This is a genomic window from Streptomyces paludis, from assembly GCF_003344965.1.
Classification (GTDB): domain Bacteria; phylum Actinomycetota; class Actinomycetes; order Streptomycetales; family Streptomycetaceae; genus Streptomyces; species Streptomyces paludis.
Genome location: NZ_CP031194.1, coordinates 2,934,651 through 2,948,458 on the forward strand (window position 1 = coordinate 2,934,651; position 13,808 = coordinate 2,948,458).

A 13,808-nucleotide genomic window follows, 5' to 3' on the forward strand; every position below is an offset into this window, starting at 1 on the left:
ACAGGGCATTCCTCAGCACGCGTGGTCGTCCCCCGGCCCCATCCCCCGGTCCCGCGTCGTCGAGTAAAGGTGGCTGTCGCGGAACTGTTCCGCGCCCAGCGTGCGGCCCACCAGGATGACCGCCGTGCGGACCACGCCGGCCTCGCGGATGCGGTCCGCGATGTCGGCGAGGGTGCCGCGGAGGACAAGTTCGTCGGGGCGGGAGGCCATCGCGACGACCGCGGCCGGGCAGTCGGGGCCGTAGTGCGGGAGGAGTTCGGCGACGACGCGGTCCGCGTAGCGCGCCGCCAGGTGCAGCACCAGCAGCGCGCCGCTGCGGCCGAGCGTGGCCAGGTCCTCGCCCGCCGGCATGGGCGTGGCCTGCTGGGCGACGCGCGTGAGGATGACCGTCTGGCCGACGGTCGGGACCGTCAGCTCCCGCTTCAGCGCGGCCGCCGCCGCCGCGAACGCCGGGACCCCCGGAATCACCTCGTACGGCACACCCGCCGCGTCCAGCCGCCGCATCTGCTCCGCGACGGCGCTGAAGACCGAGGGGTCGCCGGAGTGGAGCCGGGCCACGTCGTGGCCCTCCTGGTGCGCGCGCACCAGCTCCGCCGTGATCCCGTCCAGATCCATCCGCGCCGTGTCGATCAGGCGCGAGTCCGGCGGGCATTCGGCCAGCAGCTCGCGCGGGACGAGGCTGCCCGCGTACAGGCAGACCGCGCACGAGGCCAGCCGCCGCGCACCGCGCAGCGTGATCAGGTCGGCGGCGCCCGGGCCCGCGCCGATGAAGTACACCGTCATCGTTCTTCTCCTGCTCCATCTGAAGGCCATTCCGCAGAGTCCTCCGAGAGACTCTTCGTCACCGCCCACTGCGTCACCGGCATCGCCTGCCGCCACCCCGTGAACCCGCCCACCGGCACCGCGTGCGCCACCGCCAGCCGTACCAACTCCCCGCCCCGGCGCCGGTACCACTCGGCCAGCAGCGCCTCCGACTCCAGCGTCACCGTGTTCGCCACGAGCCGGCCGCCCACCGGCAGCGCCGCCCAGCACGCGGCCAGCAGGCCCGGCACCGTCAGTCCGCCGCCGATGAACACCGCGTCGGGGACCGGCAGTCCCGCCAGCGCGGCGGGGGCCGCGCCGGTCACCACGCGCAGGCCGGGCACGCCCAGCGCACGCGCGTTGCGGCCGATGCGCTCGGCGCGCGCCGGATCGCGTTCGACGGACACCGCCCGGCAGGAACGGTGCGTACGCATCCACTCCACCCCGATCGAGCCCGAACCACCGCCCACGTCCCACAGCAGCTCCCCCGGCGCGGGCGCCAGCGCGCCGAGCGTCGCGGCACGCACATGGCGCTTGGTGAGCTGGCCGTCGTGCTCGTACGAGGCGTCCGGCAGCCCGGGTACGGCGCCGAGGCGCGGCGCGCCCTCCGCGCGGCGGCAGTCGACCGCCACGACGTTCAGCGGGTCACCGGCAGGCGCCGACCAGTCCGCCGCGCTGCCCTCGACACACCGCTCGCGCTCCGCGCCCAGGGCTTCGAGTACGCGCAGCCGGCTCGGCCCGTAACCCCGCTCCCGCAGCAGCGCCGCCACCTCGGCGGGCGTCGCGGCACCGGCGCTGAGCACCAGCACCCGGCGCCCGTCGTGCAGCGCGGCGGCCAGCGTCGCGGTGGGGCGGCCGACAAGCGTGACGACCTCCGTGTCCTCCACCGGCCAGCCGAGCCGCGCGCAGGCATACGACACCGACGACGGATGCGGCAGCACCCGCAGCGCACCGGGTCCCACCTCCTCGGCCAGGGCCCGCCCGATCCCGTAGAACATCGGGTCCCCACTGGCCAGTACGGCGAGACGGCGGCCGGCGTACGCGGCCAGCAGCCGGGGTACGGCGGCCCGCAGCGGCGTCGGCCACGCGACCCGCTCACCCCCACACTCCCCAGCCCCACTACCCGTCCCCGTCCCCGGGAGCAGATCCAGCTGGCGCGGGCCGCCGATGACCACCTCGGCACGGCACAGCGCCGCCCGCGCGGCATCGGTGAGCCCGCTCCAGCCGTCGGCGCCGATCCCGACGACTGTCACACGGGCCTCATCGGCCCCGACGACTTCGCCGGACCCGTGGCCCTCGCGGGGCGGGATGCTCACTGCCGTACACCTCAGAGCTTCTGAACTGGGAGAAAACCGACCTCGAACTCTACTTCTCCCCGCTACTGCTCCCCGCTCCCGCTCCCCGCCGAGGCATCAGCCCCCGCCCCAGCTCCCCCCGCCGCGGGAGGCGTCAGCGCGCCGGTTCGGCCGCCGGTCGTGCCGTCGCGCCGTCCTCGGCCGCGCGTTCCTCCTGGCCGGCCCGGAGCATCCGCTCCGCCAGCGCGCCGAATATCAGCCCGAAGGCAGTCCAGAGCACCGCCTGAACGGCGAGCGACGACAGCCGGAACTCCCAGAGCAGAGCCGCCGGGAAGGTCTCCGGAATGGCGTCGGTGTTCGCGGGCAGTACGAGACACGCCACGGCCACGGCCACGACGAAACCGGCACCCGCGGCGAGCGACGCGTTCCAGTTCCCCAGCCTCGGCGCGAGCCGTCGGCCCACGATGACCGCGGCGACCGCCAGCAGCACGCTCAGCAGGATCATCAGGAAGTACAGCGCGGTGCGCCGGCCGATGGTGTCCCCGTCGCCGACCGCGGGCGGGTTCGCCGGATACTTCAGGAACGGCACCAGACAGACGGTGGTGAAGGCCGCCCCGGCGATCAGCGCCGCGATCGCCCTCGGCCCGAACCGGCCGATCCGGCCCAGGCAGACGGCGAAGACCAGAGCGGCGATACCGCCCACGGCCACCCCGTACACCAGGACACCGGTGGCCAGCCCGAACGTCGACTGGACCGGCCTGCTGACGAGATCTCCCTCCTCATCTCCATGCGAATGGCCTGCGGAATCAGCATCAGAAGCGGAATCGGAATCGGAATCGGATGAACCCTCTGCTCCGTCGCCGTGCTCATGCGCCGGCGCGGAGTTGGCCTCCTCCTGCGCGATCGAGGCCCGTATGGAGGGCTCGCCCGCGAAATAGGCCAGTCCGAACGCGACAAGTCCGGCCAGCACGCCCGCGATCATGCCGCGGACCAGGAGGTTTCTGACGGTGGAGGCATGCATGCGCGTGATCTCCGTCAGTGGTCAGTGGCAGGGGAAGCCGAGCAGATGACGGCCGTCGTGCACCCACTCGTGCACCCCCGCCCCGGAGAACACCGATGTCGCGCCCTGTTCGGCACCGACGAAGTAGAGCAGCACCAGCATCAGCGTGCCCATGAACACCGCCCACGGCAGCACCGCGCGCAGCGGGAGCGGGGTCACCGGCGTACCGGCGTCGGCGGGTGAAATGACCGGATGCGCGATGGACTGCGCCATGACACAACCTCCTTGGGGAACTCGCGTCCCATAAGTGGAGCTTTGACGACGGCCATCGGGTCTGACTCACCCGGAACCCACCGCCTGGTACGCGGCCGGTCCCCGGCATACAGTGGCGCGACCGTGCCGGACTCTCACCGGACTTCCGTCTCGCCGTCGTGATATCGACGTGAAGGTACCGCGAACCGACAAGCGGGCCAAGAGGCCCTTTGCCCAGGAGTTGGCCCCCGCGTATGACCATGACCACACAGCTGTCACTGCATGTGTCCCTCATCGCCCCCGCCATCAGCCCCGCCCTGCGCGAGGCCCGCTTCGGCGAGACCGAAACCGAAACCGACCACGGCAGCGGGGACGAGAGCAACGACGGAAGCGACGACGACGGGCTTGACGCCACCGGGCTGCGCCAGGCCGAAGCCGTACGGGAGACCTTCCCCCGCGCCACCGCCCTCTACGCCTCCCCCACGCGCCGCTGCCGCCGGACCGCTCAGGCCCTCGGCCTGACCACCGCCCCGCTGGCCGCCCTCGCGCCGTGCGCCATGGGCCGCTGGCAGGGCAGGACCCTGGACGAAGTGGCCGCCGCGGAACCGCAGTCGGTGGCCGCCTGGCTGTCCGACCCGGAGGCCGCACCCCACGGGGGAGAGTCCTTGAGCGACTTCCACACCCGCGTCGCCCACTGGCTGGACACGGCCGGCGAGGCCCACAGCGACGGCACGACAGAAGCCGCCGGGCCCACCATGCCCCCCGCAACCGGCAGGCGCCTGCTCGTCGTGGCCGAGCCGGACTTCATCCGCGCCGCCACCGTCCACGCCTTGGGCGCGCCTGCGCGTACGTTCTGGAGGATCGACGTACGTCCTCTGTCCGTCACCGAACTCAGCGGACGCGACGGCCGCTGGAACCTGCGCCTCGGCCGCCCGCTCCACGAGTGAACCCGGCGCGCCGGCCCCCGTATGTCCAGGCCCTCCAGGACGTACGGGACGTCCTGGACGTACGGAACCTCCAGGCCCTCCAGGACGTCGGAGTCAGCCCCGGCCCTTCACCCGGTCCAGCGCGGCGACACCCACCGCCGCCAGACCGATCTGGATTATCAGCTCGATCCAGTCGATCCCCTTGGTGTTCGCGACTCCCAGACCCGCCGCGAGCGCCGTACCGATCAAGGCCGCGACGATGCCCACCAGAACTGTCAGCAGCACACCGATGCGCTGGCGCCCGGGCACGACGAGCCGACCCAGCACACCGATGACGATGCCGACCACGATGGCCGTGATGATGCCGGAAATCTCCATGTCTTCTGGCCCCTCCCTCTCGTCCCTCTCGCACAACCGCTACGGATAGTGGTCTCTGCCAAGACGTCTGCCCGCCGTGAACCCATCCAGTCCCGTCCAACCAATGATTGCGAGTGTTCGCCAGTTCGGTTTAGGTTCCGGCAGCCGCGGTAGAAGACGACGTTTCGGGGCGGGTCCAGCGGGGGTCCCGGCCGGTCAGCCCGAGCAGTTCCGCGAACGGACCCGCGCCCTCCGCCACCGCCACCGGCTCCCCGAACACCCCCATGGACCGCGCCATCGGCGCCAGCGCCGCGAACTCCGCCCCGACCGCAGCCACCACCGCCGCGTCCGGCTCGTACGGCTGCCCGGTGGCCCGCGCCAGATCCCATCCGTGCACGGTCAGATCCCCGAGCGCCATCGCCCCCACCGTCCTGGCCGGCAGCCCCATCGCCCCCGACATGCCCTCCTCGGCATCCGGCGCGGCCCACGCCGCCACGAGCCGTACGGTCTCGGCGGCGAACCGGTCGCGCCACTCACCCGTCAGCCGCTCCGGCGCGGTCCCGAAGTCGGCGTCCCGCTTGCGCGCCAGCTCCTGGAAGTTCTCCACGACCTGGAGAAGATGCCCGACGAGCGCGTCCACGTCGTACTCACCGCACGGGGTCGCCGCGGCCAGCTGCTCATCGGTGATGCCACGGACGACGGCGACGGTCCGGTCGCCCGCCACCGCCAACAATTCGCTCAGGTTGCTGATCTTGTCGTTCATGGTGCCGACCCTAGGAAGCACCGCTCCGCACGTCTTGAACAAACGCGACACCGCCAGACCGTCGCGCACACAGCCACAGCCACAGCCGCACGCAGCCCGTACACAGCCGTACGCACGTACCCTGGGCCCCATGGCAGCAGGTCCGCGGCGTGACACCCGGGGCATCGTCGACGCCCCCGAGCTGTTCGCGCGCGTACGCTTCCGGCGCCGCTCGCCCGCCCCCGCGCTGCGCTCGTATCTGGAGCACTACTGGCTGATCGACTGGGACCTGGCGCAGCCGTACACCTCCTACGTCGTGCCGCACCCCTCGGTGAACGTGGTCTTCCAGCACCACGGCTCCCGGCCTCCGGCGTTCGCTGAGGTCGCGGGCGTCGGGCTGGAGCTGTTCAGTCAGCGCCTGGAGGGCCGGGGCCGGGTGTGCGGGGTCCAGTTCCGGCCGGGCGGCTTCCGGCCGTTCGCACCGCGCCGGCCCGTGGCGGAGTGGACCGGCCGGCGGGTACCGATCAGCGAGGCCCTGCCGGCGACCACGGACACGGACATCGCGGCGGTGCTCCAGGACGACGAGAACGCCCGCGTGGCCGCGCTCGACGCGTATCTCCTCGGCCTCGGCCCCCGGCCGGATCCGCAGGCCGACCGCGCCATGGCGCTGGCGGACCGGATCCGGACGGACCGTACGATCCGCCGCGTCGCCCAGCTCGCCACGGCGGAGGGCATGTCGGCGCGCTCGCTGCAACGGCTGTTCGCCGCGTACGTGGGGGTCGGACCGAAGTGGGTCATCCTGCGCTACCGCATCCACGAGGCGCTGGAGCGCGCGGAGAACCCGGAGCGCGCGGAAGGCACGGAGCGGTCGGAGCGGGGCCGGCCGCCCGGCGCACCGTCCGCCGAGGTCGACTGGGCGGCCCTCGCCGCCGACCTCGGCTACAGCGATCAGGCGCACCTCGTACGGGACTTCACCGCGACGGTCGGCGTACCACCCACGGCGTACGCCCGCGCAAGCCCGTAACCAGTGCAAGCCCGTAACAGGTGCGAGCCCGCAACCGGTGCACTGTCAGACCTCCGTCCTAAAGTGCCGGACATGGAGTCCACGACGCCGCGAGTACGGCTCACCCCCTGGTCGGAGAGCGACCTCGACCTCCTCCGCGCGGCCAACGCACCGGAACTGATGCACCATCTCGGCGGCCCGGAGACAGAGGAACAACTGCTCAAGCGCCACAAGCGTTACGTCGCCCTCAGCGCCGACCGCAAGGGCCGGGGCCGGATGTTCCGCATATCCCTCGCCCCGGCCGGTGAGGCCGTCGGCACGATCGGCTTCTGGGAGCAGACCTGGCAGGGCCGGAAGGTGTACGAGACGGGCTGGGCGGTGCTCGCCGCCCACCAGGGCCGGGGCATCGCGGTCACGGCGGTGGCCGATGTGGTGGACCTGGCGCGCGCCGAGGCCAGACACCGCTATCTGCACGCCTTCCCGTCCATCGGCAACCCGCCGTCGAACCGGCTGTGCCGCAGAGCGGGGTTCTCCCTGCGGGACGAATGCGAGCTGGAGTATCCGCCGGGGCGCCCGATGCGCTGCAACGACTGGCGGCTCGATCTACGCCCGGGAGACCCGGCGGACTAGGTCCTGTCCGGCGGATCATGTGACCTTCTGACCGGTCGCTCGTTGGTTCGGGTATGGGTCGGGGGGATTTGATGAACCGCGAGTGGTCGTTGCTGGAGCCGCATCTGCCATCTCTGGGTGGCCGGGGCGGCCGGTGGAACGACCACCGCACCGTGGTCAACGGGATCCTCTTCCGGGTCCGGACCGGTGTCCCGTGGCGTGACCTGCCGGAACGCTATGGCTCGTGGAAGACCGTCCATGAACGGCATCGCCGCTGGTCGGCGGACGGTACCTGGGACCGGATCCTGCACGCGGTCCAGGCCGACGCCGACCTGGCCGGGCGGATCGACTGGTCGATGATCGGCATCGACTCGACGTCCTGCCGGGCCCATCAGCACGCGGCCGGCGCCCGCAAGGCCCGTCCGCGGATCCCGAAAAAAGGACGACGCCCCGGCACCACCGCCCCGACGAGGGACTCGGACGGTCCCGGGGCGGCCTGACCTGCAAGATCCACCTCGCCGGCGAAGGCGGTTGCCGCCCCATGGCCCTCCTGCTCACGCCGGGTCAGTGGGGCGACGCCCCGCAGATGGTCGAGGTCCTGGACCGAATCCGGGTCCCCCGGCCACGGGGCGGACGCCCCCGAACCAGGCCCGACCACGTCAGCGGCGACAAGGCATACAGCTCCCGCCGAAACCGCCGCTACCTGCGAAGACGCCACATCCGGCACACGATCCCGGAACCGAAGGACCAGCGGGCCAACCGCCAACGCAGAGGCAGCAGCGGTGGCAGACCCGCCGGCTTCGACCGCGACCGCTACCGGCGCCGCAACGAGGTCGAGCGGACCATCAACCGGCTCAAGAACTCCCGCGCGGTCGCCACTCGTTACGACAAGCGGGCCTACGTCTTCCACGGCACCGTCACCGCCGCCGCGATCCGACTCTGGCTCCGCCAGTGATCCGCCGGACAGGACCTAACCCCGGCCCGCCCCGGCCCCCAGCCACGCCAGCCCGGCTCCCCCGCGATAACCCATGGCCCCGCCCCTCCCCCACTGACATCCTTGGCCGCGTGAACGGACCCGAGATCCAGATCGACTTCGCCCACGAACTGCGCCTGTTCGTGCCGGCCGAGCGGCGTCAGGGGCGTACGGCCCTGCGCACCGACGGCTCCTCCACCCTCGGCCACGCCGTCGAGTCGCTCGGCATCCCGCTCACCGAGGTCGGCCCGCTGCTCGTCGACGGCCGCGAGGTGGCCGTCTCGCACATCCCGGCGGCGGGCGAGTCCGTGGAGGTACGCGCCGTACACCGGCCGCAACGGGTCCCCACCGCACCAGGCACAACACCAAGCACACCGAACACACCGGGCGCACCCCCGCGCTTCCTGCTCGACGTCCATCTCGGCACCCTCGCCCGGCGGCTGCGGCTGCTCGGCGTCGACGCCGCGTACGAGAGCACGGACCCGGGCGATGCGGCGCTCGCCGCGCTCTCCGCCGCCGAACACCGCGTCATGCTCTCCCGGGACCGCGGGCTGCTGCGCCGGCGCGAGATCTGGGCCGGGGCGTACATCTACAGCGACAACCCGGACGCCCAACTCCGCGACGTACTGGAGCGCTTCGCGCCCGCCCTCGCCCCCTGGACCCGCTGCACCGCCTGCAACGGCCCGCTGTCCCCCGCCGACAAGGAGTCCGTCCAGGACAGGCTGGAGCACGGTACGCAGCACGGCTACGACGTCTTCGCGCAGTGCGCGGCGTGCGAGCGGGTGTACTGGCGGGGCGCGCACCACGCGCGGCTCGCGGCGATCGTGGACGACGCGGTAAGGGAGTTCGGCGACGCGACCACCCCGTCACAGCACGAGCCAGACGCGCGTACAAATCTACGGCCCTAGAAGGCGTAAAGATCCCCAGTGGCCGGCACCAGCACCCGGTGCCGCTGATTCTCCGGGTTACGGTCGCTCGCGCCGCCGTTCCACGCGGTGTCGATCCGTACGACGACCTCGGCCGGATCGCCGGTCATCGCCAGTTCGAACGCGGTCTCGCGGGCCCTCCCGGCCGGCCGGAGCTGCCCCGTACGGCACAGCACCACGCGGTCGCCGCCCCACAGACAGTGGTCGGGCAGCGCCTGCCCGGCCGCGGGCGCGGCCGAGAGGTCCAGCCGTACGGTCGCCTCCGGCACCTTGGCCGGGCCGTGGTTCCCGGACTCCAGCCGGAGCGTCAGCCGGCCCTGCCAGAGGGAGACGTGGCCGTGGTGCGAGAGATCGGCCTCAACGTCCGGCACAGACACAGCCACAGGAACAGGCGCAGAGGCAGAAGCCGAGGCAGAGTCGGAGGCGGAAGCGCCCGGACCGGCACCCGCACCCAGCACGACCGCCGCGGCGGTGGACACCACGGTCAACAGGGACTTGCGCATCACAGCCATAGCGGGAACATACAGATCATCACACCGCAATTCGCCGCACTCGCCGCACAGCACACCCCCATCACCCAAACACCGGACCCCACATCCCCAGCCCACACCCCCGGTCCGCCTCCCGGACACCCGGCGCACGCCCCCGCGCCCCCTGCCTATCCTGGCCCTGACCAGCTCGGCCGATCAGCCGATCACACGCGCGAGGAGTACGTCATGACCGTCGCCGGCAGCACCCCCACCGCGCCCGCCACGCCCGCCGCACCCCCCGCCGCGCCCGTCGCCGTCGTCACCGGAGCGAGCAGCGGCATCGGCGCCGCCACCGCCCGGCAGCTCGCCGGCGCGGGCTACCACGTCGTCGCCACCGCCCGCCGCAAGGACCGCGTCGAGGCCCTCGCCGCCGAGCTGACCGCCGCGGGCCACCGCGCGACCGCGTACGCCCTCGACGTCACCGACCGCGCCGCCGTCGACGCCTTCGCCGCCGAGCTGACCGAGGCGAACGGCTTCCCGACCGTCAACGTCCTGATCAACAACGCCGGCGGCGCCCTCGGCGCCGACCCGGTCGCCACCGGCAGCCCCGCCGACTGGCGTCAGATGTACGAGACGAACGTCATCGGCACCCTCAACGTCACCCAGGCCCTGCTCCCCGCCCTCACCGCCAGCGGCGACGGCACGGTCCTCGTCCTCTCCTCCACCGCGGGCCACGCCACCTACGAGGGCGGCGCCGGCTACGTGGCCGCCAAGCACGGCGCCCACGTCCTCGCCGAAACCCTCCGCCTGGAGATCGTCGGCACCCCCGTCCGCGTCATCGAGATCGCCCCCGGCATGGTCAAGACCGACGAGTTCGCCACCACCCGCTTCAACGGCGACACCGAGAAGGCCGCCAAGGTCTACGCGGGCGTGGCCGAACCCCTCACCGCCGAGGACATCGCCGACACCATCACCTGGGCGGTCACCCGCCCCAGCCACGTCAACATCGACCTCCTCCTGATCCGCCCCCGAGCCCAGGCCTCCAACACCAAGGTCCACCGCGAGCTGTAAGCAGCACATGGCCATACGGCCGGCGCGTGACCGGCTCACCTACACCCGGCCACGCGCCCGCTCACCCCTTCACACACACGACCTGCTTGAGCTTGGCGACCACCTCGACCAAATCGCGCTGCTGGTCGATCACCTTCTCGATCGGCTTGTACGCCCCCGGGATCTCGTCCACGACGCCGGAGTCCTTGCGGCACTCCACCCCCCGCGTCTGGTCCGCCAGATCCTGGGTCGTGAAGCGGCGCTTGGCCGCGTTACGGCTCATCTTCCGGCCCGCGCCGTGCGAGGCGGAGTTGAACGACGCCTCGTTCCCGAGGCCCTTCACGATGTACGAGCCGGTGCCCATCGAGCCCGGGATGATGCCGAAGTCGCCGCTTCCGGCCCGGATCGCGCCCTTCCGTGTGACCAGCAGGTCCATGCCGTCGTACCGCTCCTCGGCGACATAGTTGTGGTGGCAGCTGATCTCCTGCTCGAACGTGACCCGCGCCTTCTTGAACTCCTTGCGGACCACGTCCTGAAGGAGCTTCATCATGATCGCGCGGTTGTGCTTCGCGTACTCCTGCGCCCAGAAAAGATCGTTCCGGTACGCCGCCATCTGCGGCGTGTCCGCGACGAAGACGGCCAGGTCCCGGTCGATCAGCCCCTGGTTGTGCGGCAGCTTCTGCGCCTGCCCGATGTGGAACTCGGCCAGTTCCTTGCCGATGTTCCGGGATCCGGAGTGCAGCATGAGCCACACCACGTCAGACGTATCTACACATACTTCGATAAAGTGATTTCCTCCGCCGAGCGAACCCATCTGCTTCGTGGCGCGATCCTGACGGAATTTGACCGCGTCGGCCACCCCGTCGAACCGCCCCCAGAACTCCCCCCACCCCGCCGTCGCGAAGCCGTGCAGCCGGCCCGGGTCCACCGGGTCGTCGTGCATGCCCCGGCCCACCGGGATCGCCTCCTCGATCTTCGAGCGCAGCCGGGACAGATCGCCCGGGAGGTCGTTCGCCGTCAGGGACGTCCGCACCGCGGACATGCCGCAGCCGATGTCCACCCCCACCGCCGCCGGGCACACCGCGCCGTGCATCGCGATGACCGAGCCGACCGTCGCGCCCTTGCCGTAGTGCACGTCGGGCATGACCGCGAGGCCCTTGATCCACGGCAGTGTGGACACGTTGTGCAGCTGCTGCATCGCGACGCCCTCGACCGTCGCCGGATCGGCCCACATCCGGATCGGGACCTTCGCCCCCGGAATCTCTACGTACGACATAACCGCCCATTCCCCCTGAAGTCCATGAAACGCAAAAACCGGAACCAGGGCCGTCATAGAGGACAGCCGGCCAGCATCGACGGCTTCGCGTGCGATAGACATTGTGTCCACCGGCCGCCTCGCGGCGGCAACCAGTTTTCGCGCGCAGCCCGCGCGGAACCCGTACAGAAGGGAGCCCTGGACCGTGCAGCCAAAGGCGCGCCACGCGTACCTCCCCGGCCTGGCGGCGCTCCTCGTGGTGGCCGTCACCGGCTGCTCGGGCGGCGGTCAGGGCGGCGGGTCGGCCTCCGATTCCAAGCCGGGCGGCCCCACCACCGTCACCGCCGCGCAGCCCGGCAAGTACCGCACCCTCCGCGAAGCGTGCGGCACCGTGCCGCGGGCCACGCTGAAGGAGCTGCTGCCCGGCGCCGCGTCGCTCCCCGACACCCAGCAGGCCAAGGCGTACCGGGGCACGCCCTCCCTCACGTACGACACCGACCGCCGCGTCGGCTGCTCCTGGAAGGCCGACTCCGCGGACGCCTCCCACCAGCTGGCGATCGACCTCGAACGCGTCGTGTCGTACGACCCGACCGTGAGCGACGCGGACCGCGCGCGGGAGGTCTACGAGAAGCAGCAGCTCGCCGCCGGCCTGCCCGTCACCGACACCAGCGCCGACACCAGCGCCGATCCCGATACGGTCCCGGATGCGGACGCGGATACGGACGCGAGCGCGAAGGCGGGCAAAACCCCCCAGATCGACTCCGCCTCCGGCTCCCCCACCGCCTCCACCAGCGCCTCCGGCCTCGAACCCCGCACCCTCGACAGCCTCGGCGACGCCGCCTTCCTCAACGACGTCCTCGCCCACTCCGGATCGGCCGCCCAGCGGCGCACGGTGAGCGTGGTGTTCCGCACATCGAACGTGATCGTGACCGTCCGGTACACCGAGCAGTCCGCCCGCTCCACCGAGATCCCCGACAGCGCGGAACTCCAGGACAAAGCACGGTCACTGGCCGGAAAACTCCGCGATCAGCTCAACGACTAGCCGCCCGTAAGCCCCCCGCGCGCCACCCGCGGGCCCGGCCGGGCCACCGGGCCCGCGCGGAACCGGTGTACGGCTCACCGGCCCGCGGAGCCGCTCCGGCGGTTACCGTGGCCGATCGGACCGTACCGTGACCCAAGGACCACTGAAGGAACCATGCGCCGATCAGCCTCGCGACTCCGACTCACCCGCATCCTCGCCTGCGCAGCCGTTCCGGTGATGCTCGCCGCCGTCGGCTGTTCGTCCGACTCCGGTGACAAGAGCGACGCCGACGGCTCCTCCACGAGCCCGAGCACCGCGCCCTCCCCGACCGTCGCGCCCGCCAAGTTCAGCGGCCTCCCCGACCCCTGCAAGATGCTCGCCGTCAAGACGATCGAGTCGCTCGTCCCGAAGGTGAAGACCAAGGGCGGGACCGCCGGTACGTCCAGCGACACCGCCGCCCGCGGCAGCTGCTCCTGGAACGGTCTGGACGACAAGGGCGTGAAGGGCTCGCAGTACCGCTGGCTCGACGTCTCCCTCATGCGGTACGACTCCGACGTGACGCTCGGCACCGGCGCCAAGCGCGCCGACGAGTACTACGCGAAGGAGGTCTCCGGCGCGCAGGCCACCGAGGGCGCCAAGGACGTCAAGTCGGCACCGGCGACCGGTGTCGGGGACCAGGCGACCACGGTCACGTACACGCTCAAGAAGTCGAACGCGGACTTCTCGTACGCGACGATCGTGACCCGTACGGAGAACGTCGTCCTCACCCTCACCTACAACGGCGCGGGCCTCGCGGGCGCGAAGTCGCCGACGATCGCCGAGATGACGGCCGACGCGGTGAAGGCCGCCAAGGAGGGCGTGACCGCGATCGCCGGCGGCGGCAGCGGCTCCGGTTCCGGAAACGGCGGCGACTCGAAGGACGACAGCTCCGAAGGCGTCGGCGCGAGCCCCGACAACTCCTCGGCCAAGACGGAGTAGTACGGCAGTACGGCAGTACGGGGCGAGGGCCACCGGACCACCGGACCACCGGACCACCGCAACCCGGGCCCCAAGGCCCTCCCCCACCTCCCCCACCACACCCCCGTACTATCCGTACTCATGTGCCAGGCGCCACGTCCGGCGTCTTAC

Annotated in this window: 16 protein-coding genes and 1 riboswitch; of the genes, 8 read left to right on the forward strand and 8 right to left on the reverse strand. The window is 71.8% G+C overall.

Going from position 1 to position 13,808, the window contains the following annotated elements; genetic code table 11:
• Window positions 1-12 precede the first annotated feature (12 nt).
• The 4 genes from cobM to DVK44_RS12830 form a co-directional block, all read right to left on the reverse strand.
• Window positions 13-783, reverse strand: coding sequence for a precorrin-4 C(11)-methyltransferase (gene cobM / locus DVK44_RS12815; protein WP_114659792.1), 771 nt, complete (start codon window positions 781-783; stop codon window positions 13-15).
• Window positions 780-2,111: a precorrin-6y C5,15-methyltransferase (decarboxylating) subunit CbiE gene (gene cbiE / locus DVK44_RS12820; protein ID WP_114665091.1), complete on the reverse strand. Its 1,332-nt coding sequence runs from the start codon at window positions 2,109-2,111 to the stop codon at window positions 780-782. Before cbiE ends, cobM begins: the two co-directional genes overlap by 4 nt.
• Before the next feature lie 139 nt (window positions 2,112-2,250).
• Complete coding sequence (locus DVK44_RS12825; RefSeq protein WP_114659793.1) at window positions 2,251-3,117, reverse strand: CbtA family protein; 867 nt, start codon at window positions 3,115-3,117, stop codon at window positions 2,251-2,253.
• Window positions 3,118-3,138: 21 nt separating this feature from the next.
• On the reverse strand, window positions 3,139-3,369 hold the full coding sequence (locus tag DVK44_RS12830; RefSeq protein WP_114659794.1) for a CbtB domain-containing protein: 231 nt from the start codon (window positions 3,367-3,369) through the stop codon (window positions 3,139-3,141).
• A gap of 76 nt (window positions 3,370-3,445) precedes the next feature.
• Window positions 3,446-3,567, reverse strand: a riboswitch (cobalamin riboswitch).
• A 35-nt stretch (window positions 3,568-3,602) separates the two neighbouring features.
• Here DVK44_RS12830 and DVK44_RS12835 point away from each other — a divergent pair.
• On the forward strand, window positions 3,603-4,295 hold the full coding sequence (locus tag DVK44_RS12835) for a histidine phosphatase family protein (RefSeq protein ID WP_228447109.1): 693 nt from the start codon (window positions 3,603-3,605) through the stop codon (window positions 4,293-4,295).
• 93 nt (window positions 4,296-4,388) lie between these two features.
• Here the strand turns inward: DVK44_RS12835 and DVK44_RS12840 are convergent, their stop codons facing one another.
• A complete protein-coding gene (locus tag DVK44_RS12840; protein WP_114659795.1) occupies window positions 4,389-4,652 on the reverse strand; it encodes a GlsB/YeaQ/YmgE family stress response membrane protein in 264 nt (87 codons plus the stop codon).
• Between the two features lie 130 nt (window positions 4,653-4,782).
• Window positions 4,783-5,394: a TIGR03086 family metal-binding protein gene (locus DVK44_RS12845; protein ID WP_114659796.1), complete on the reverse strand. Its 612-nt coding sequence runs from the start codon at window positions 5,392-5,394 to the stop codon at window positions 4,783-4,785.
• A gap of 130 nt (window positions 5,395-5,524) precedes the next feature.
• On the opposite strand from DVK44_RS12845, the gene DVK44_RS12850 reads away from it, so the two are divergent.
• From DVK44_RS12850 to DVK44_RS12865, 4 genes are all read left to right on the forward strand, one after another.
• Complete coding sequence (locus DVK44_RS12850; protein WP_114659797.1) at window positions 5,525-6,397, forward strand: helix-turn-helix domain-containing protein; 873 nt, start codon at window positions 5,525-5,527, stop codon at window positions 6,395-6,397.
• 72 nt (window positions 6,398-6,469) lie between these two features.
• Window positions 6,470-7,006, forward strand: coding sequence for a GNAT family N-acetyltransferase (locus DVK44_RS12855; RefSeq protein ID WP_114659798.1), 537 nt, complete (start codon window positions 6,470-6,472; stop codon window positions 7,004-7,006).
• 53 nt (window positions 7,007-7,059) lie between these two features.
• A protein-coding gene (locus DVK44_RS12860; protein WP_114659799.1) for an IS5 family transposase occupies window positions 7,060-7,940 on the forward strand; the annotation gives its coding sequence in 2 pieces (ribosomal slippage) (window positions 7,060-7,420 and window positions 7,420-7,940; 882 coding nt in all).
• Between the two features lie 110 nt (window positions 7,941-8,050).
• Window positions 8,051-8,866: a Mut7-C RNAse domain-containing protein gene (locus DVK44_RS12865; RefSeq protein ID WP_114659800.1), complete on the forward strand. Its 816-nt coding sequence runs from the start codon at window positions 8,051-8,053 to the stop codon at window positions 8,864-8,866.
• Here the strand turns inward: DVK44_RS12865 and DVK44_RS12870 are convergent.
• The gene (locus DVK44_RS12870; protein ID WP_228447110.1) at window positions 8,863-9,261 is read right to left on the reverse strand and encodes a hypothetical protein; all 399 of its coding nucleotides are present in this window, start codon (window positions 9,259-9,261) and stop codon (window positions 8,863-8,865) included. The two genes, DVK44_RS12865 and DVK44_RS12870, sit on opposite strands and share 4 nt — an antisense overlap.
• 339 nt (window positions 9,262-9,600) lie before the next feature.
• On the opposite strand from DVK44_RS12870, the gene DVK44_RS12875 reads away from it, so the two are divergent.
• Window positions 9,601-10,425, forward strand: coding sequence for an SDR family NAD(P)-dependent oxidoreductase (locus DVK44_RS12875; RefSeq protein WP_114659802.1), 825 nt, complete (start codon window positions 9,601-9,603; stop codon window positions 10,423-10,425).
• A 61-nt stretch (window positions 10,426-10,486) separates the two neighbouring features.
• Here DVK44_RS12875 and DVK44_RS12880 read toward each other — a convergent pair whose 3' ends face one another.
• Entirely contained in the window at window positions 10,487-11,680 is a 1,194-nt protein-coding gene (locus DVK44_RS12880) for an RtcB family protein (RefSeq protein WP_114659803.1), read from the reverse strand.
• A 184-nt stretch (window positions 11,681-11,864) separates the two neighbouring features.
• Here DVK44_RS12880 and DVK44_RS12885 point away from each other — a divergent pair, with 184 nt between their 5' ends.
• Together DVK44_RS12885 and DVK44_RS12890 are read left to right on the forward strand one after the other, a co-directional pair.
• Window positions 11,865-12,701, forward strand: a complete 837-nt coding sequence (locus DVK44_RS12885; protein WP_114659804.1) for a DUF3558 domain-containing protein — start codon at window positions 11,865-11,867, stop codon at window positions 12,699-12,701.
• A 153-nt stretch (window positions 12,702-12,854) separates the two neighbouring features.
• A complete protein-coding gene (locus DVK44_RS12890; RefSeq protein ID WP_114659805.1) occupies window positions 12,855-13,658 on the forward strand; it encodes a DUF3558 domain-containing protein in 804 nt (267 codons plus the stop codon).
• Window positions 13,659-13,808 lie beyond the last annotated feature (150 nt).